The organism is Burkholderia sp. Bp8998 (assembly GCF_003854235.1).
Taxonomy (GTDB): domain Bacteria; phylum Pseudomonadota; class Gammaproteobacteria; order Burkholderiales; family Burkholderiaceae; genus Burkholderia.
In genome coordinates this window covers 63,896-81,605 of sequence record NZ_QTQF01000031.1, presented here as the reverse complement: position 1 = coordinate 81,605, position 17,710 = coordinate 63,896, and the positions used below count along the sequence as shown (strand labels likewise).

14 protein-coding genes are annotated in these 17,710 nt (G+C 65.3%); 8 read left to right on the top strand and 6 right to left on the bottom strand.

The features are described from left to right. Positions 1-37: 37 nt before the first annotated feature. A complete protein-coding gene (locus DIE06_RS27070) occupies positions 38-988 on the top strand; it encodes a LysR substrate-binding domain-containing protein (protein WP_124664005.1) in 951 nt (316 codons plus the stop codon). A gap of 927 nt (positions 989-1,915) precedes the next feature. On the opposite strand, the gene DIE06_RS39600 is transcribed toward DIE06_RS27070, so the two are convergent. The 3 genes from DIE06_RS39600 to DIE06_RS27060 form a co-directional block, all read right to left on the bottom strand. Then, positions 1,916-2,119: a DUF6402 family protein gene (locus DIE06_RS39600; protein ID WP_221624068.1), complete on the bottom strand. Its 204-nt coding sequence runs from the start codon at positions 2,117-2,119 to the stop codon at positions 1,916-1,918. Further along, positions 2,058-3,095 (bottom strand): DUF6402 family protein, encoded by a 1,038-nt coding sequence (locus tag DIE06_RS27065; protein ID WP_124664004.1) that lies wholly within the window; start codon positions 3,093-3,095, stop codon positions 2,058-2,060. Before DIE06_RS27065 ends, DIE06_RS39600 begins: the two co-directional genes overlap by 62 nt. Positions 3,096-3,453: 358 nt before the next feature. Further along, positions 3,454-3,930 carry an OsmC family protein gene (locus DIE06_RS27060; RefSeq protein ID WP_124664003.1) on the bottom strand — a complete coding sequence of 159 codons (477 nt, stop codon included), beginning with the start codon at positions 3,928-3,930 and terminating at the stop codon, positions 3,454-3,456. 94 nt (positions 3,931-4,024) lie between these two features. Between DIE06_RS27060 and DIE06_RS27055 the strand changes: the two genes are divergently transcribed. Together DIE06_RS27055 and DIE06_RS27050 are read left to right on the top strand one after the other, a co-directional pair. Continuing rightward, positions 4,025-4,666 carry a GntR family transcriptional regulator gene (locus DIE06_RS27055; protein WP_124664002.1) on the top strand — a complete coding sequence of 214 codons (642 nt, stop codon included), beginning with the start codon at positions 4,025-4,027 and terminating at the stop codon, positions 4,664-4,666. 424 nt (positions 4,667-5,090) lie between these two features. Further along, complete coding sequence (locus DIE06_RS27050; RefSeq protein WP_124664001.1) at positions 5,091-7,196, top strand: TonB-dependent siderophore receptor; 2,106 nt, start codon at positions 5,091-5,093, stop codon at positions 7,194-7,196. A gap of 130 nt (positions 7,197-7,326) precedes the next feature. Here the strand turns inward: DIE06_RS27050 and DIE06_RS27045 are convergent, their stop codons facing one another. Beyond that, positions 7,327-8,361, bottom strand: a complete 1,035-nt coding sequence (locus tag DIE06_RS27045; protein ID WP_124664000.1) for a LacI family DNA-binding transcriptional regulator — start codon at positions 8,359-8,361, stop codon at positions 7,327-7,329. A gap of 190 nt (positions 8,362-8,551) precedes the next feature. Here DIE06_RS27045 and DIE06_RS27040 point away from each other — a divergent pair, with 190 nt between their 5' ends. The 5 genes from DIE06_RS27040 (at position 8,552) to DIE06_RS27020 (ending at position 14,904) form a co-directional block, all read left to right on the top strand. Beyond that, positions 8,552-9,700: an ABC transporter ATP-binding protein gene (locus DIE06_RS27040; protein ID WP_124663999.1), complete on the top strand. Its 1,149-nt coding sequence runs from the start codon at positions 8,552-8,554 to the stop codon at positions 9,698-9,700. An 8-nt stretch (positions 9,701-9,708) separates the two neighbouring features. Next, positions 9,709-11,700, top strand: a complete 1,992-nt coding sequence (locus DIE06_RS27035) for a beta-galactosidase (RefSeq protein ID WP_124663998.1) — start codon at positions 9,709-9,711, stop codon at positions 11,698-11,700. Positions 11,701-11,763: 63 nt separating this feature from the next. After that, the gene (locus DIE06_RS27030) at positions 11,764-13,023 is read left to right on the top strand and encodes an ABC transporter substrate-binding protein (protein WP_124663997.1); all 1,260 of its coding nucleotides are present in this window, start codon (positions 11,764-11,766) and stop codon (positions 13,021-13,023) included. Positions 13,024-13,077: 54 nt separating this feature from the next. Then, entirely contained in the window at positions 13,078-14,031 is a 954-nt protein-coding gene (locus tag DIE06_RS27025; protein WP_124663996.1) for a carbohydrate ABC transporter permease, read from the top strand. 21 nt (positions 14,032-14,052) lie between these two features. Beyond that, the gene (locus DIE06_RS27020) at positions 14,053-14,904 is read left to right on the top strand and encodes a carbohydrate ABC transporter permease (RefSeq protein WP_124663995.1); all 852 of its coding nucleotides are present in this window, start codon (positions 14,053-14,055) and stop codon (positions 14,902-14,904) included. Between the two features lie 150 nt (positions 14,905-15,054). Here DIE06_RS27020 and DIE06_RS27015 read toward each other — a convergent pair whose 3' ends face one another. Both DIE06_RS27015 and glcC read right to left on the bottom strand, forming a co-directional pair. Continuing rightward, a complete protein-coding gene (locus tag DIE06_RS27015) occupies positions 15,055-16,536 on the bottom strand; it encodes a nitronate monooxygenase (RefSeq protein WP_124663994.1) in 1,482 nt (493 codons plus the stop codon). A 196-nt stretch (positions 16,537-16,732) separates the two neighbouring features. Next, positions 16,733-17,503 carry a transcriptional regulator GlcC gene (glcC, locus tag DIE06_RS27010; RefSeq protein WP_124663993.1) on the bottom strand — a complete coding sequence of 257 codons (771 nt, stop codon included), beginning with the start codon at positions 17,501-17,503 and terminating at the stop codon, positions 16,733-16,735. Positions 17,504-17,710: the final 207 nt, after the last annotated feature.

Below are 17,710 nucleotides of genomic sequence, written 5' to 3'. Positions count from 1 at the left end.
TACGATATCGATTCCGATATCGATATAAACCCGTACGATGCCCGAAGCCAGCCCGTGGGGAAACCGCAACCGCCTGAAGACGCGCCAGCTCCTGCTGGTCGTCGCGCTCGCCGACGAAGGCAGCATTCACCGCGCGGCGGCCGCGCTGAGCATGACGCAGCCGGCCGCGTCGAAGCTGCTGCGCGAGCTCGAGGAATCGATCGGCGCGGTGCTGTTCGAGCGCCTGCCGCGCGGAATGCGGCCGACGCTGTACGGCGACGCGCTGATACGCCACGCGCGCGCGGCGCTCGGCAGCCTCGACCAGGCGCGCGAGGAACTGGCCGCGCTGAAGGCCGGCCATCTCGGGCATGTGGCGGTGGGCGCGATCACGTCGCCGGGGCTGCGGCTCGTGCCGCCGGCCGTCGCCGCGGTAAAGGGGACACATGCGAACGTGCGCGTGTCGGTCGCGATCGACACCAGCAACGCGCTGCTCGAACACCTCGCGCAGGACAGACTCGACATCGTCCTCGGGCGGCTGTCCGCCGAACACGACAAGCTGCACCTGCGCTACGAGCCGCTGACCGGCGAGCCGGTCGCCGCCGTCGTGCGGCCCGGCCATCCGCTGCTCGCGCAGGCGCCGCTGTCGCTCGCCGACGTGCAGCGCGCCGCGTGGGTCATGCCCCCGGCCGGCAGCGTGCTGCGCCACCGCTTCGAGCTCGTGTTCCAGCGCGCGAGCCTCGCGCCGCCCGCGAACGTGGTCGAGACGGCCGCGCTGCTGTTCATCACGCAGCTGATCGAGCAGAGCGACATGATCGCGGTGCTCGCGGAAGATGTCGCGCTGTACTACGCGCGACACGGCATCGTCTCGGTGCTGCCGCTGCAGATGGATTGCCGGATGGACGATTTCGGGATCATCACGCGCACCGACCGGCTGCCTTCGCCGGCCGTCGAGGTGATGGCCGATGCGATTCGCGCGGCCGCGCGGGAGGTTTACGGAGTCGCGTTGTAACGCGGCGGCCTCGGGTTCGTGTGGGCCGCGTGCCCGTTGAAGGGCCCCTTGCAGGTACGGTGAATCCGTGCACTTTTCCTTTATTTTCAACGGCTAAGCATTTCGTGTCTGCGCGTACGGATGGCTTTACTGATTCCAGAAAAAGAAAAGGAGACGCGCGGCCGCTTGTTCTCAGCGTTGACGCAACACCCCCTTAGCTACCTGCCGCACGCCTGAAGCGTCGCGCTCAGTGTAGAAGCTTCAGCTCCGCCTTTTAGCCTGCCCTGCAACCCACGCTGACAGAGCTATCGGAGCCGTCCTGACGACGTTCTGAACCGGTGGCCCGTCTGAATCAATGCAGCCGGTGCGCAGTCACGGTCGGCGCTTCAAATCCCGCTATCCAAGCATCATCCTGCACACTGAACACCGCCCAAGGTCCATCGTGCTCGAAAGGCTCACGACACACACCCAGCCGAGCTATGGCCGTCTGATACAGGCGGTCGAATCCCGTCCATAGGAACACCCGGATTAGTCTATCCGCTCGTATTTGGACCAAGTTTGTCTGAGTGGGACTAACCGTGGGCGGTTCGCCAAAATCCTATCCATTAGGGATGGTGGCAAAGTAAATTCCGATCCATCGCCGTCTCCCCTTTGAAGCAGTAGGTAATCCTTCCCCCAGATAAAGTCTGGAACCGGTGAGTCAAAAGTTGTTATTGCCAAAAGTTTATTGTCTTTGTTGTCGTAAAGTCTGGCGACAAATACATAGTCTATGATGTTAAACGGCTGCTCACTAAATGTCTCATGAGTGATAAAGCACATCGTGGCATAGTATTTTTTGTCAGGGGAGATTGACTTTTGGCAGTCCTCCCCCATAGGGCTTCGGTCCCCCCCCCCACATGTAACAAGCCCACGCACCCAGGGCGACAAGTAGTATTACTTTGCACCGACTCATAGGAACACCCGGATTGGCTTATCGAGGCGAACAAATTTCTTATCTGAAAAAATAATGAAGTCCCCGCCCCGCTTATGCTTTTTTTGCCACTCCCGGAAGTCACTATTGCGAACCGGATAATAAATGTTTCTTTTTTCCTTACGTCTCCGACGGCCACGGATAATTAAGTTGCGGGATTCGAGAATCTCGCGAACTGACAAACGAGTATGGAACTACAATGATTCCGTTTTCGCCCCAATGACCCAAGTATTGCGATGGCTTACCCGCATCAGCCCCAAAGGTGTATCCATCTTTTACATAAACAAAAATGCCAATTATGTCAACGCATCTACTCCGGCTGCGTTCGTCAATGTAGAAGTTGGCTTGCGCAACTGCCGCGCAGATGTTGAAACTTCCGAGAGCGGCAAATAAATCATCCGGCACCCCCTTGTTTTCTTCGGTGAAGTACATGAACGACTTTATCTTATCCGCCAAGCCTCCATCAACCGTTGCCCGTTGAAACTGGAACAGTTCGTGCGTCATCCTCACGTCATCTTTAAAAACTTCCGCCGTTCCAAAGAAGCCGTAGTGATCGTAGTATGCGGACAAGCTCTCCCTTAATATTTTGAGTGCATCGGGCGAATAAATGCCGACCTCAATTAGCTGGTCATACTTTTCTTTCGCTCTCCGGTGCTTCAAAACCCAGTCTAACTTGACGATTGAGTAGTCGTACATGTCATCCGCATACGGCTTCCCGTTCTGGTCAATCGCATGTTTTTGATCATCCGAACTGGTTGAATAATTGAGCCTGCCAGCAAACCATCGCTCCATCAGCTTTGCGCCGACCGGCATCATTTCCCGGCGCATAGCGTCCGGAATCTCTTGAATGTCGAAGGGGGGAATGGTCGGTTCGACTTTGAGCGGAGGTTTGGGCTTTGGCGGATCGGGGGTATCCAGCCATCTCTTGAATCGTGAAAAAGCGTTACCAATCCTTTCGAAGTCGTCGGCCATCTTGTCCAGCGAATCCCGCTTGGGTGCCGGAGCCGGTTTGGGTGCCGGTGGTTTGGGCGGCTCTGGGGGCAATGGCGGGGCTGCGTCCATCGAGAGCTTGGCTTCATCCACGATGCGCGCGCCGTCCTGTTTTCGCCATCGCCAAAGCATCTTGTTTATTTCGTAGTAGGACAGTAACTCTGACATGTGCTCTCCAAAAATCGAACAAAGGATCTAGGTTAGATTTGAGTTTCACTCGCGGGCTGCTGTTCTTGCAGGCCGAATACCCAAACCTCACCTCAGCACATTTATCTACAGAATACCTCTCACTCTCAACGCCACCTGACTATTGTTATCATTTTCACACACCGCCGATTTTCGAGATAATCGATCTTTATTTAATTGTCAGCTCCGGCTTTTCCAACAAAAAGGCCGCTATCGACAGCCAGAAGTAACACCAGTGGGTAGCACTAGACGACCTAGCGCCACCCCATACAACCAATAATTTGCCTCGGGCCCTGCCTAATAACAATTGATTATTTGCACGTCTTCTCCCTGGCGCGCGTCACGCGGCCGCGACCTCGATCACCGGCTCGCACCGGATCGGGAAATTCACCGAATTCGCCACATAACACTTCGCATGCGCGTCGTGATGCAGCCGCTCGGCGAGCGCACGATCGTCGCCCGCACGGATCGTCACGTGCGGGTGCAGCACGATTTCGGTGAAGCGCCCTTCGCCGGCGCTGTCGATCATCGTCCCTTCCGAATCGTCGACATACGCGAGCACGCGGATCCCCGCATCGGAACACAGATGCAGATACCAGAGCTTGTGGCACGCCGACGCCGACGCGAGCAGCAGATCCTCCGGATTCCAGCGCGCCGCGTCGCCGCGGAACGCCGCGTCCGACGAGCCCGGAATGTCCGGCTTCAAACCCGCGCGGATCACATGATCGCGGCCGTATTCGCGATACCCCGACGTGCCGGTTCCCCGGTTGCCGGTCCACTCCACTGCCACGCGGTACTTGTGTTCGCCATGCGCCATCTCGCTCTCCTTCGAAATCGGAACGTGAGGCGGTCATTGTGGCATCGGAATACCGTTTGGTATACCATTATTCCAAAATGAGGAATCCAACGGGATGGAAGTCAGACTCGATTCGACGGCGGACGCGGTGGCCGCATCGCTGCGGGAGATGATCGTCAACGGCGAACTGCAGGCCGGCGAGCGGCTCGTCGAACGCGACCTCGCCGAGCGCTTCGGCATCAGCCGGATTCCGATGCGCGAAGCGATCCAGCGGCTGGAGCGCGAAGGGCTGCTGGAGATCTTCCGCAATCGCGGCGCGGTCGTGCGGATGCTGAGCGCGTCCGACGTGCGGGAGATCTACGACATGCGCGCACTGCTCGAAGGCGACGCGATCCATCGCAGCGTGAAGCGGCTCGACGACGAGACGCTCGCGCGCGCCGAACTCGTGCATCGGCTGCTCGGCGAATCGAACGTGTCGCGCCGGCAAGGCGAGCTGAACCGTGAGTTCCATGCGCTGCTGTATTCGTGCTGCGGCAACGAGCGGCAGTTGAAGGCGATCGCGGAGCTGCGAAGCCAGGTCGAACGATATGAGCGCCTGCAGGCCACGCTGCTCGCGGACACACCTTCGTTCCAGGTAGAGCACAACGAGATCCTGCAAGCGTGCCGCGAACGCAATGCGCGCGCCGCGCGTGCGATGACGGTCGCGCATCTGGATTCGGCCCGGCGCATCGTGTTGCGGCTCGTCGAAGGCGGGTGACGCCGGCACGTGTCGGGCCACGGTCACGCGAGCACTCAGCTGACCGGTGCTGGCGTCCCGGTTCTTCGCACTTCCGGGGTGTTCTGCGCGCGTATGAACGGTGCGGCGCCTTGTCCGCCGCTACCATGAACCGCGCAAGTCGGTGAGCCGTCATTCGGCTTTCCGCGCACCCTTCCCCAATTCGCACGGCGCGAACAATGGCCGCCGGCAACTCCCCCGAAGCCCGACGCGCCTGGCCGAGGCGCTCCGGCAGATCCGCCCGACCCCACGCCCTTTAGCCCATACGCAACAAGGCCAACTTACGATTGCAAATAACTCTCATTTGCATTAGATTTCGGCGCACAAATGTACTGTTTGGAACACGGTTGCCGGCGCGAGACGGCCCGCGGTGCCCGAACGCGGACCAATCTTTGAAGGACGGGGTATGAGCAGGAACAAATGGGCGGCCGCACCGCTGGCCATCGTCGTCGGCACGGCCGGGCTGAGCGCTGCCGATGCTCAGGAACTGTCGCTGCCCGCGATCGAAGTCTCCGGGCAGCGCACGAAGGCACCGTTTCGCGCGCCCGAATCGACGAGCGCGACGCGCACCGAGACGGACGTGATGGAGATTCCGTTCGCGATCAGCAGCGTCGATACGAAACTGATTCAGACAGTGGCCGCTACACGCGGCGAAGACCTGTACGACTGGGTCGCCGGCGTCGCGCGGCAAAACAACTTCGGCGGGCTGTGGGACAACTACGCGGTGCGCGGCTTTGCCGGCGACGGCAACACGTCCGGCACCGACTACCTTGTCAACGGCTTCTCGTGGAATCGCGGAATCAGCGTGCCGCGCGACACCGCCGCGCTCGAGCGCATGGAAGTCCTCAAGGGGCCCGCGTCGGCGCTATACGGCCGCGGCGACCCCGGCGGGCTCATCAGCTACACGACGAAGCAGCCGCAGTTCGCGCGCGCGAACACGATCGGCGTGTCGGCCGGCAGCTACGGCGCGCTGCGTGAGACGCTCGATTCGACCGGCCCCGTCACGAAGTCGCTCGCATACCGCTTCATCGCGATGAACGAGGACAACGGCAGCTTCCGCGATACGGTGTCGAGCAAGCGCTACCTGTTCGCGCCGTCGTTCACGTGGGACATCGGCACGGACACGACGGTCCACTACGAATTCGAGACCGCTCGCCAGCGCGCGCCGCTCGATCGCGGCGTGGTCGCGGTCAACGGGCAGCTCGGTGCGGTGCCGGCGTCGAGGTTCATGGGCGAGCCGCGCGACGGCGACTACGACGTGCGCAACTCCGGCCATCAGTTCACGCTCGAACATCGCTTCAATGCCGACTGGTCGGTCAACGCCGGCTTCGCGCAGCGCGATACCGACCTGTCCGGCCGCTCGTCCGAAGCGTTCTCGCTGCAGCCGGACGGCCGCACGCTGTGGCGCCGCTACCGGCAGGTCGCGTTTCACTCGAACGACGTGCAGGGGCGTGTCGAGGTGGCCGGCAAGGCCCGCACCGCCGGCATCGGCCATTCGTTCGTGGTGGGCGCCGATGCGTATCGCTTCAACTACGACCAGTTCGTCACCCGCTCGACGCCGACGGCCGCGGCGCCCTATGCGATCGACATCTTCGATCCGGTCTACGGTCAGCCGGCGCCCGTGCCGCGCACCGCGACGAACCTGCTCGAGCGCGACGACGGCCAGGGCCTGTACGCGCAGGACACGCTCGCGTTCGGGCCGCACTGGAAAGTGCTCGCCGGACTGCGTTGGGACCGCTTTCGTCAGTCGGTCGAGAATCGCCTGAAAGGCGTGACGACGAGCCAGCTGCAAACGGCGCTGAGCCCGCGGCTCGGCATCGTGTACGAGGCCAGCCCCGCGCTGTCGCTATACGCGAACACCGCGTATTCGTTCCGGCCGAACAACGGCGCCGACGTGAACGGCCGCGCGTTCGATCCGGAGAAGGGGCACGGCTATGAAGCCGGCGTGAAATGGGCCGGCACGCGCTGGCTCGCGACCGTCGCCGCGTTCTACGTCAATAAACGCAACGTGCTGACAGCCGATCCGGCGAATGCCGGGTTCTCCCGTGCGGCCGGCGAGGTACGCAGCCGCGGCGTCGAATTCGAATGGAACGGCGAACTCGGCCACGGGTTGCGCGGCATCGTCAACCTCGCGTACGTCGATGCGCAGGTCACGCACGACAGCGTGCTGACGCCGGGCGCACGCCTCGTCGACATTCCGCAGGTGAGCGGTAGCGCGCTGCTGATGTACGAAACCGCGCTGCCGCTCGTCGACAAGGCCGGCGCGGGCGCGGGCGTGATCTACGTCGGGCGCCGCGCGGGCAACACCGCGAATACGCAGGATGGCTTCGACCTGCCCGCATACGCGACCGTGCAGCTCAACAGCTACGTGCAGGTCAACAAGCATCTGCGCGCGTCGGTCGTGCTGAACAACCTGTTCAACCGCACGTATTACGTCAGCTCGTACAACAACCTGTGGGTCACGCCAGGCGCGCCGCGCAGCCTGTTCGCGTCACTCGCGTACGCGTTCTAGAACGGCGGGTCGACGTGCATCGCGCGCCGGACGCGAACCGTGCGGCGCGCAGAAGCAACCACGGCAGAGACGTCACGGGCATTTCCACCCATTGCCCGATATGTGAACATGCCGCGCGCGTCGACCGTCGCTACGCGGCCGTGCGCCGCCCCGGCACCGCCCCCGTCGTCCCCCGCACCACCAGCCGCGGCACCGACGCCGTCCGCACGCGCGACGCATCGTCGATCTGTCCGCCCGCCTCGCGCAACGCGTTCAGCAGCTCGACCGCGAGCCCTGCGGCCTCGGCGGTCGGGATCGCGACGGTCGTCAACGTCGGGCGCGTATCGCTGGCCAGATGAATATCGGTGATGCCGACGATCGACAGGTCGTCGGGCACGCGCCTGCCACGATCGGCCGCTGCGTGCAGCGCGCCGATCGCAGGCAGGTCGTTGGCCGCGACCAGCGCGGTCAGCCCGGGATGCGCGTCGAGCAGCCGCCCCGCCGCGCGCACGCCGCCTTCGATCGAATCGTGCTCGGCCGCGACGATCGACGCGTCGAGCCCCGCTTCGCGCATCACGTCGACGAAGCCGTCGTAGCGCGCCGCCTGCACGCCGCTCGCCGAACCGCCGACGATCACGCCGATCGTCCGGTGCCCGAGTTCGAGCAGATGCCGCGTCGCGATCCGCCCCGCCTCGCGAAAATCCACCGCCACGCACGGCAACCCTTCGGGCGGCGCATCGGGCCGCTCCCACAGACACAGCACGACCGGCACGCCGCGCCGCGCGACGTCGACCAGATCCGGCAAATGCAGGTTCGCATTGGTCACGAGGATGCCCTCGGAAATCGTGCCGGCGATCTGGTCGAGATACGCACGCCCCTGCAACGGATCTTCGTTCGTATTGCAGACGATCAGGAATTGTCCGTTGCGGCGCACCGCGCGCTCGACCGCGAGCGCGAACTCCGGATAGAACGGGTTCGCGATGCTCGACACCATCAGCGCGACCGTCGGCGCCCGCCCTTCCGCCAGCGCCCGCGCGGCGAGATGCGGCCGGTAGCCGAGCGCCTGCACGGCGTCGAGCACCCTCGCGCGGGTGGCTTCGCCGACCCGGCCGCGATTGCGCAGCACGTTCGAGACCGTCGCGGCCGTCACGCCGGCGCGGCGGGCCACTTCGTCGAGTGTCGCCATGACTCGCCCACTATATGAGACGTTGATCCAGTATTTGCTTCGCTTACCGAAGCGGCGCACTATCGCCGCACACCCTGCCGCCCGACCGACGGGCGCGACTCGGCCGCGATCGCTATCGGCTCTTTTTTTGATCGCGATGATTAAGCGCTTAAGCATCGATTCAGGCGCATTAGAACATGGAGCGGAGACAATGGCGAGCATCTCGATGCGGCGCGTGCAGAAAGCCTATGGCGAGCACGCGCCGGTCATTCGCGACGTCGATCTGGAGATCGGCGCGCACGAGTTCTGCGTGTTCCTCGGTCCGTCCGGCTGCGGCAAGTCGACCCTGCTGCGGATGATCGCGGGGCTCGAGGACCTGAGCGACGGCGAGTTGTCGATCGACGGCCGCCGCGTCGACGACGTGCCGGCGGCCGAACGCGGCGTCGCGATGGTGTTCCAGAGCTACGCGCTGTTTCCGCACATGACGGTCTACGAGAACATGGCGTTCGGGCTGAAGCTCGCGCGCATGCCGAAGGCCGAGATCGACCGCAAGGTGCGCGACGCCGCGCGGATCCTGCAGCTCGACACGCTGCTCGAGCGCAAGCCGAAGGCGCTGTCCGGCGGACAGCGTCAGCGCGTCGCGATCGGCCGTGCGATCGTGCGCGAGCCCGGCGTGTTCCTGTTCGACGAACCGCTGTCGAACCTCGACGCGGCGCTGCGCGGCCGGACCCGCATCGAGATCGCGAAGCTGCACCGGCAGTTCGAACGCGCGAGCGTCGTCTACGTGACGCACGACCAGACCGAGGCGATGACGCTGGCCGACAAGATCGTGCTGCTGCACGCCGGCGCGGACACCGCGCGGCACGGCAGCATCGCGCAGGTCGGCGCGCCGCTCGACCTCTATCACCATCCCGCCAGCCGCTTCGTCGCCGGCTTCATCGGCTCGCCGCGAATGAATTTCCTGCCGGCCGTCGTCGCCGCCTGCGACGCGCAACGCACGACCGTCACCGTCCTGCCGTCCGGCGAAACCTTCACGCTGCCGCGCGACGGCTCCGCACTCGCGCCGGGTGCGACCGTCACGCTCGGCATCCGCCCCGAGCACCTGACGCTCGGCGCCGTGCACGACGCGACGACACTTACGCGCGACGTCGCGCTCGTCGAACGCCTCGGCGAGCAGACCTACGTGCACCTCGACCAGCCCGGCGGCACGCCGCTGATCGCGAAGGTGCCCGGCGACGCGGCCGTGCGCGGCGGCGAGCGCGTGCACGCGCATGCGCCGGCCGCGGCCTGTCACCTCTTCACCGAAGACGGCCGCGCGGTGCCCGCGTGCGCCGACGTTCCCGTCCACCACTACGCATAAGGATCGGCATGCGCCTCGGAGTCTGCTATTACCCGGAACACTGGCCGGAATCGATGTGGGCGGACGACGCCCGCCGGATGAAGGCACTCGGCATCGCGCAGGTGCGGATCGCCGAATTCGCATGGAGCCGCATCGAGCCGTCGCCGGGCGAATACGACTGGGGCTGGCTCGACCGCGCGGTCGACGTGCTCGGCGCGGCCGGCCTCGAGATCGTGATGTGCACGCCGACCGCAACGCCGCCGAAGTGGCTCGTCGACCGTCACCCCGACATCCTCGCGATCGGCGCGGACGGCCGGCCGCGCAAGTTCGGCTCGCGCCGCCACTACGACTTCTCGTCGCCGACCTATCTGGAAGCATCGCGCCGCATCTGCACGGCGGTCGCCGAACGCTACGGCCGCCACCCGGCCGTGCGCTACTGGCAGACCGACAACGAGCTCGGCTGCCATCAGACGGTCGTCAGCTACTCGCCCGCCGCGCTCGTGCGCTTTCGTGAATGGCTGAAGGCGCGCTACGGCACGATCGACGCGCTGAACCGCGCATGGGGCACCGTGTTCTGGAGCATGGAGTACCGGCATTTCGACGAAGTCGACGCGCCGGTCGGCACCGTGACAGAAGCGCATCCGTCGCACCGCCTCGACTACCGGCGCTTCGCGTCGGACGAAGTCGCGCGCTATCACCGGATGCAGGTCGACGCGATCCGCGCGCATTCGCCGGGCCGCCCCGTCGCGCACAACTTCATGCAGCTCTTCACCGAGTTCGACCACTACGAAGTCGCGCGCGACCTCGACGTCGCGACGTGGGACAGCTATCCGCTCGGCGCGCTCGAGGAGCAATGGTTCGCGCCCGACGTGAAGGCCCGCTGGCTGCGCACCGGCCATCCGGATTTCGCGTCGTTCAATCACGACCTCTATCGCGGAATGTCGAAGCTGCCGTTCTGGGTGATGGAGCAGCAGCCGGGGCCGGTGAACTGGGCGCAGTGGAACCCCGCGCCGCTGCCGGGCATGGTGCGCCTGTGGAGCTGGGAAGCGTTCGCGCACGGCGCCGGCTGCGTGTCGTACTTCCGCTGGCGGCAGGCGCCGTTCGCGCAGGAGCAGATGCACGCGGGCCTGCACACGCCGGACGACAAGCTCGACGAAGGCGGCCGCGAAGCGCAGCGCGTCGCGCGCGAGATCGCGGCCGTGCTCGACGCCGGCGCCGATGCCGACGCGAACGGCCCGGTGCGCGCGCCCGTCGCGCTGGTGTTCGACTATGAAGCGAAGTGGCTGTTCGAAGTGCAGCCGCAAGGCGCTGATTTCCACTACCCGCGTTTCGCGTTCGAGTACTACTCGGCACTGCGCTCGCTCGGCCTCGACGTCGACATCATTTCCGCGCACGCGCCGCTCGACGGGTACCGGCTCGTCGTCGTGCCGCCGCTGCCGATCGTGCCGGACGACTTCGCGGCGCGGCTCGCCGCATCGGGCGCGCATGCGGTGTTCGGCCCGCGCACCGGCTCGAAGACCGCCGACCTGCAGATTCCGCCCGCGCTGCCACCGGGCCCCCTCGGGTCGATCCTGCCGATGCGCGTGTGGCGCGTCGAATCGCTGCGGCCGAACGTGGCCGAGCGGATCGACGGCACGTTGCGCGACGGCTCGCCGCTCACCGGCGATGCACGTCACTGGCGCGACCTCGTCGAACTGCACGACGACGCACGCAGCGTCGTGCGTGCGCGCTTCGCCGACGGTCATCCGGCCTGCGTGTCGCACGGCACGCTGCACTACTGGGCCGCGCTGTTCGACGACGCGACCACCGCGCGCCTGTTCGCCGACGTCGCGGCCGACGCCGGCCTGACACCGTCGCCACTCGGCGACGGCGTGCGCGTGAGCCGACGCGGCGGCCTGACCTACGTATTCAACTACGGCGGCACGCCGCACACGATCGATGGAATGCCGCCGTCCGCGTTCGTGGTCGGCGCCGCGCAGGTCGAGCCGCAAGGCGTCGCCGTGTATCGAAGCCGTTCGTAGCAACCGCCCCCGGCGCCGCGACGCGCCGGTCACGCACAACGACACACAGGAATGGAGACACACATGACACATCGCCCCCTTCGCGTTGCCGCCCGGCTTGCGACCGCCGCCGCCATCGCGTTCGCTTCGTTCGGCGCCGCGGCGCCGGCCGACGCGGGCACGCTGACGATCAACATCGCGTTCAAGGGTGCCAGCCAGCGCGCGGTCTGGCAGTCGACGCTCGAGGCGTTCCACAAGGCCCATCCCGACATCGACGTGAAGCCCACCTTCGTCGACGAGGAAGCGTACAAGGTGCAGCTCCCCGCGTGGCTCACGACCGTCGCGCCCGACGTGGTGAACTGGCACGCGGGCGAGCGGATGGCGTACTACGCGAAGCGCGGGCTGTTCGAGGACCTGAGCGGCGACTGGACGAAGAACGGCTGGGGCGCGATGTACGCGTCGACGCGCGACGCGTCGTCGTACCACGGCAAGCAGTACGCGGCGCCGACCGTCTATTACTCGTGGGGGCTGTTCTACCGCAAGGACCTGTTCAGCAAGGTCGGCATCGCCGACGAACCGAAGACCTGGGACCAGTTTCTCGATGCGTGCAAGAAGCTGAAGGCGGCCGGCATCACGCCGATCGCGGTCGGCGGCCGCGACGCTTGGACGCTCGCCGGCTGGTTCGACTATCTCGACCTGCGCCTGAACGGCAACGCGTTCCACCAGCAGCTGATGGCCGGCGACGTGCCGTACACCGACCCGCGCGTGAAGAAGGTCTACACGACGTGGAAATCGCTGATCGACGCCGGCTACTTCATCGACAACGCGCTGTCCTACGATCTCGATGGCGCACAGCCGTTCCTGTTCCAGGGCAAGGCCGCGATGATGCTGATGGGCACCTTCATCGCCGCGGGCTTTCCGCCGAACGTGAAGCAGGAAATGGGCTATTACCGCTTCCCGATCATCGACCCGAAGGTGCCGACCGCCGAGGACGGTCCGGTCGAATCGCTGCACATCCCGACCAAGGCGAAGAACAAGGCCGACGCGCATACGTTCCTCGCGTTCGTCGAAACGCCCGAGCTGGGCGCGAAGCTCGCCGAAGGGCTCGGCTCGCTGTCGGCCAACAGCAAGTCGCCGGAGCCGGCCGATCCGATCTCGCGGATCGGCTTCCGGATCCTCGCCGACACGAAGGGCGGCGTCGCGCAGTTCTACGACCGCGACATGACGAAGGAAATGGCCGACGAAGGGATGAAGGGGATGCAGCAGTTCGTCGCGAATCCCGCGCAGCTCGATACCGTGCTCGCGCAACTCGAGCAGACCCGCAAGCGGATCTACAAGAAGTAACCGCGTGACCCCTGCGGCGGCCTTGCGCCGCCGCGTCCGCCCAGGAGGCTTGCCGTGTCCCGTCCGATCACGTCCACCCCGCCCGCTGGCGCTGGCGCCGCGCCGCCACCGCGCGGCGCATCCGCCGCCACTGCGCTGCCCGCGCGCCGCCCGTCGCCGGCCGTGCGGCGGCAACGGCGTGCCGCGTGGCTCTTTCTTGCGCCCGCGTGCGCCATGGTTGCCGTCTATGTGATCTGGCCGATCCTGTCGACGCTGTGGTTGAGCCTCTGCAACTGGGACGGGATGACCGAGCGCACGTTCGTCGGTCTCGCGAACTACGCGGAGCTGCTGCACGCGCCGACCTTCTACACCGCGCTGCGCAACAACGTGATCTGGCTCGCGCTGTTCATGCTCGCGCCGCCGCTCGGCCTCGCGCTCGCGCTGTACCTGAACCAGGCGGTCGCCGGCATCCGGCTCGTGAAGTCGCTGTTCTTCGCGCCGTTCGTGTTGTCCGGCGTGGTCGTCGGTTTGATCTTCTCGTGGTTCTACGATCCGACCTTCGGGTTGCTCGCGCTGATCGCCGGACACGGGATCCCGGTGCTCGGCGATGCGCGCTACGCGACGTTCGGCATCGTGTTCGCCGCGCTGTGGCCGCAGACCGCGTACTGCATGATCCTGTACCTCACCGGCCTCACGTCGGTGAACCCGGAGCAGATCGAAGCGGCGCGGATGGAAGGTGCGCGCGGCTTCGCGCTGCTGTGGCACGTCGTGCTGCCGCAGTTGCGGCCGACCACGTTCATGGCGATCGTCGTCACGGTGATCGGCGCGCTGCGCAGCTTCGACCTGATTTCGGTGATGACGGGCGGCGGCCCGTTCGAAAGCTCGACCGTGCTCGCGTATTACATGTACGACCAGGCGATCAAGTACTACCGGCTCGGCTATTCCGCGTCGATCGCGGTCGTGCTGTTCGCGATCATGCTCGTCTACATCGTGTTCCAGTTGCGCCGCCTGCTGCGCAACGAACAGTGACCTACCGGGGATGCCTTCATCATGTTTCCGACACCCGTTGCCCACTGGAAGCCGGTATCGCGCCGGCTGTACAAGCTGTCGCTGCCCGTCGCGCTCGTGATCTGGCTGCTGCCGATGATCGCGGTGTTCGTCACGTCGGTGCGCTCGACCGAGGAGCTGGTCGAAGGTCACTACTGGGGCTGGCCGCGGCACTTCTCGATGATCGAGAACTATCGCGACGCGCTGACCACGTCGCCGATGCTGCATTACTTTTGGAACAGCGTGCAGATCACGGTGCCGTCGGTGATCGGGTCGATCGCGCTGGCGGCGATGGCCGGGTTCGCGCTGGCGACTTACCGGTTTCGCGGGAATGCCGCGTTGTTCGGCACGTTTGTCGCGGGGAACTTCGTCCCGGTGCAGGTATTGATGATCCCGGTGCGGGATTTGTCGCTCAGGCTCGGGGTGTTCAACACGGTCGAGGCGCTGATTCTCTTTCATGTCGCGTTTCAGACGGGGTTCTGCACGCTGTTTCTGCGAAACTTCATCAAGCAGTTGCCGTTCGAATTGATCGAGGCGGCGCGGATCGAGGGTGCGGGTGAGTGGACGGTGTTCTGGCGGATCGTCTTGCCGCTGATCCGGCCTGCGCTGGCCGCGCTTGCGATTCTCGTGTTCACGTTCGTGTGGAACGACTACTTCTGGGCGCTGTGTCTCACGCAAGGTGATGAGGCCGCGCCAATCACGGCAGGCGTCGCGGCGCTGAAGGGGCAATGGACCACTTCCTGGAACCTCGTATCGGCCGGGTCGATTCTCGCCGCGCTGCCGTCGGTCGCGATGTTCTTCGCGATGCAGAAGCATTTCGTCGCGGGGCTAACGTTCGGGGCGACGAAAGGTTGAGCCGGCGCGGTCCTGCGGATTCGGATCTCCCCCTCTTCATCGAGAGGATTGCCCGCTTCGGCGGGTTTTTTTCATTCTGACGGGTTTGACGGTGCGGTGAATAGAACGGCTATTCTCCGCACAATTTGCGGAGAATATTGCACCCGCCTGCTACGCGTCGCCCACCCCACCCTCCCTCAACCGCACATCCACCGCCCCGATATTCTTCTCATGCGCAACCAGCATCAACGACAGCGCGTGATGAATATCCGGATCCGCAAGCGTCGGCAGCAGTGCCTGCAGCTTACGCACGACCCACCTCTGGCCGCGGTTCAAGAACGCCATCCGCTCGGCCGGATCGTCGATCGCCATCGCCTTTTCATAGAACGACCCGGTCGCACGCGTCGGCGTCGCACCGAGCGTGCGAATCGCATCGACCAGCACGCTGCACCAATGCGCCTCGTCCTGACGGATATGCGCGATCAATCGATGCAGTTCGGGATCCTCATTGACCTCGGCAGCCGTCTCCGACGCGACGCGCGCCCCCGCACGCTCCGCCTCCAGCAGTTCATCGAGCGCCGCGAGCAACGCCGTTCGATTCTCATCCATCTCGCCCGCCGCTGAAGCACCAGCCCCTTTCTCGACGATCGCAGCCGCATCGAGCACGATCCGGCGCAGCACGTCGCCCGCTGACTCGATCGCGCCGACCCGCCCTGCCCCCGTGCCCGCATACAACGCCATCGCTTCGAAATCACCGGTCATCGTACGCAGCGGCGAGTCGGTACTGAACAGGTAGATCGGCCGCCCTTCCTCGTCACCGATCACCACGCGCTCGTCGCCGAACGGATCCCCTCGCTCGCCGCGCGTGACGCTCGACGGCAACACACGCACCCGCGCGCCGCGCGGCCAGTTGATGTGGAAGATATCAGTCAGCAGCGTGTCGCCTTCGCGCGCATCGACGATCCGCTGCTGGTGATACGCATGCGCGAACGACTCGTGCGTCGCGATGAACGCCGTGCCCATCACCGCGCCCTGCGCGCCGAGCGCCATCGCGGCGGCCACGTCCGCGCCGTCGACGATCCCGCCCGCCGCGAGCACCGGCAACCGCGTCGCCCGAACCACGTCAGGCAGCAACTCGGCCAGCGGCCGATCGCCGCGCACATGACCACCCGCCTCGCGCCCCTGAACGATCAGCGCCTGCGCACCCGCCGCCTCGGCCGCATGCGCATCGTCGAGCGACCCGACCTGATGAACCACCCGCACGCCCGCATCGCGCAGACGCCGCACGACGCCCGGCATCACGTCCCAGAACAGCGCAACGACCGGCACCTGCAATTCGATACACGCGTCGAGCTGCGCATCAAGCAGTTCAGGCGGCGTCGACGCCGGAATCAGGTTCACGCCGAACGGCCGCTCGGTGGCCGCGCGCACCTGCTCGACCTCGCGCCGGATCAACGCGACCGGTTCGCGCACCATCCCGAGAAAGCCGAACCCGCCGGCCGCGCTCACCGCACTCGCGAGCTCCGCCCGCGCAACGCCGCCCATACCTGCGAGCACGATCGGCCACGCACAGCCGAGCAGGTCGCAGACGGGGCGATGCAGGATCTGGACGGCGCGGGCCTCGGGCCCGTCGCCACGCGTCGGAATCGACATGCAGCGTCCTCCTTCAAGGATCGGCGACGCGTCACGGTCAACCGCCCAAGCGCGTGTCGCGCAATGGCGAAACGGTTCGTGTCGGGCCACGCATCGAATAGATCACATTATGACATATTAGGCCGTCAGGCCGCGTGGACAGCGCAACATGCTTGATACACGTCATGGCGGCAACCGCCACGCCGGTTAATGCGGCTCAGGTCCACCCTTCGAGGCGCAGCGTCGAGCGCACGAGCCGCTGCTCCTCCGCTTCGATCTCGCGCAGATAGTCGACGCACTGCCGGATATGCTCGCTCGCGGCCTTGCGTGCCTGGTCGGGCAGCCGCCCGGTCACCGCGTTGTAGAGCCGCGCGTGCTGACGGTCGATCTGCTTCTTCAGCGGCTCGCGGTGATAGAGGTTGTTCACCGACGCGAACACGGAACTGAGCAGCAGATCGGTCAGCGACTGCAGCGTGTTGACGAGCACCGGATTGTGCGACGCCTCGCAGATCGCGAGATGGAACGCATGGTCGAGCTTCGCGCGCGCGGCCGGATCGAGATCCTGCGCATCGGCCGCCGTCATTTCCTCGTAGCGGCGCTTGATCAGGATGAAGTCCGCGGGCGTCCCGCGCAGCGCGGCGAGCCGCGCGGCTTCGGTCTCGAGCATGCCGCGCACCTCGAACAGGTCGTACAGCGTGCGCGGCTGCGAACCGAGCAGATGCATCATCGGCGAGACTTCGCGCTGCGGGGTCAGGCTCGCGACAAACGAACCCTTGCCGTGCGTCGTGTCGATGATCCCGCGCGCACGCAGCAGCTTCATCCCTTCGCGCACGGCCGTGCGCGACACGCCGAGCTTCTCGGTGAGCCGCCGCTCGGACGGCAGCGCCTGTCCGGCCTTCAGCACGCCGTCGACGATCAATTGCTCGATCCGCTCGGCGACGACGTCGGCGACATTGCGCGCCGATGCCTGTCGATCCTGCATTTCCATACTGGTATGACCACTTCGGACGAATAGCGTCGATTTTCTCACAAACCCTTGTGTTGATTGGATTTTCCGTCATATCCAACCGTCCCCTCCAGGCGCACTTCCAAAAACTGGTATGACCACGTCCGTGACGTCTGGACACGCACCCGCCGCCCGCCAAGAATGCCTTCCATCCGGCGTGCCGCGCATCCTGCGGCCGCCTGCATGGCG

Coding starts and splice junctions, on each gene's coding strand:
- DIE06_RS27040 (WP_124663999.1), top strand. CDS start 8,552: ATGGCGAGCATCTCGATGCGGCGCGTGCAGAAAGCCTATGGCGAGCAC.
- glcC (WP_124663993.1), bottom strand. CDS start 17,503: ATGGAAATGCAGGATCGACAGGCATCGGCGCGCAATGTCGCCGACGTC.
- DIE06_RS27035 (WP_124663998.1), top strand. CDS start 9,709: ATGCGCCTCGGAGTCTGCTATTACCCGGAACACTGGCCGGAATCGATG.
- DIE06_RS27045 (WP_124664000.1), bottom strand. CDS start 8,361: ATGGCGACACTCGACGAAGTGGCCCGCCGCGCCGGCGTGACGGCCGCG.
- DIE06_RS27055 (WP_124664002.1), top strand. CDS start 4,025: ATGGAAGTCAGACTCGATTCGACGGCGGACGCGGTGGCCGCATCGCTG.
- DIE06_RS27015 (WP_124663994.1), bottom strand. CDS start 16,536: ATGTCGATTCCGACGCGTGGCGACGGGCCCGAGGCCCGCGCCGTCCAG.
- DIE06_RS27030 (WP_124663997.1), top strand. CDS start 11,764: ATGACACATCGCCCCCTTCGCGTTGCCGCCCGGCTTGCGACCGCCGCC.
- DIE06_RS27050 (WP_124664001.1), top strand. CDS start 5,091: ATGAGCAGGAACAAATGGGCGGCCGCACCGCTGGCCATCGTCGTCGGC.
- DIE06_RS27060 (WP_124664003.1), bottom strand. CDS start 3,930: ATGGCGCATGGCGAACACAAGTACCGCGTGGCAGTGGAGTGGACCGGC.
- DIE06_RS27020 (WP_124663995.1), top strand. CDS start 14,053: ATGTTTCCGACACCCGTTGCCCACTGGAAGCCGGTATCGCGCCGGCTG.
- DIE06_RS27065 (WP_124664004.1), bottom strand. CDS start 3,095: ATGTCAGAGTTACTGTCCTACTACGAAATAAACAAGATGCTTTGGCGA.
- DIE06_RS27070 (WP_124664005.1), top strand. CDS start 38: ATGCCCGAAGCCAGCCCGTGGGGAAACCGCAACCGCCTGAAGACGCGC.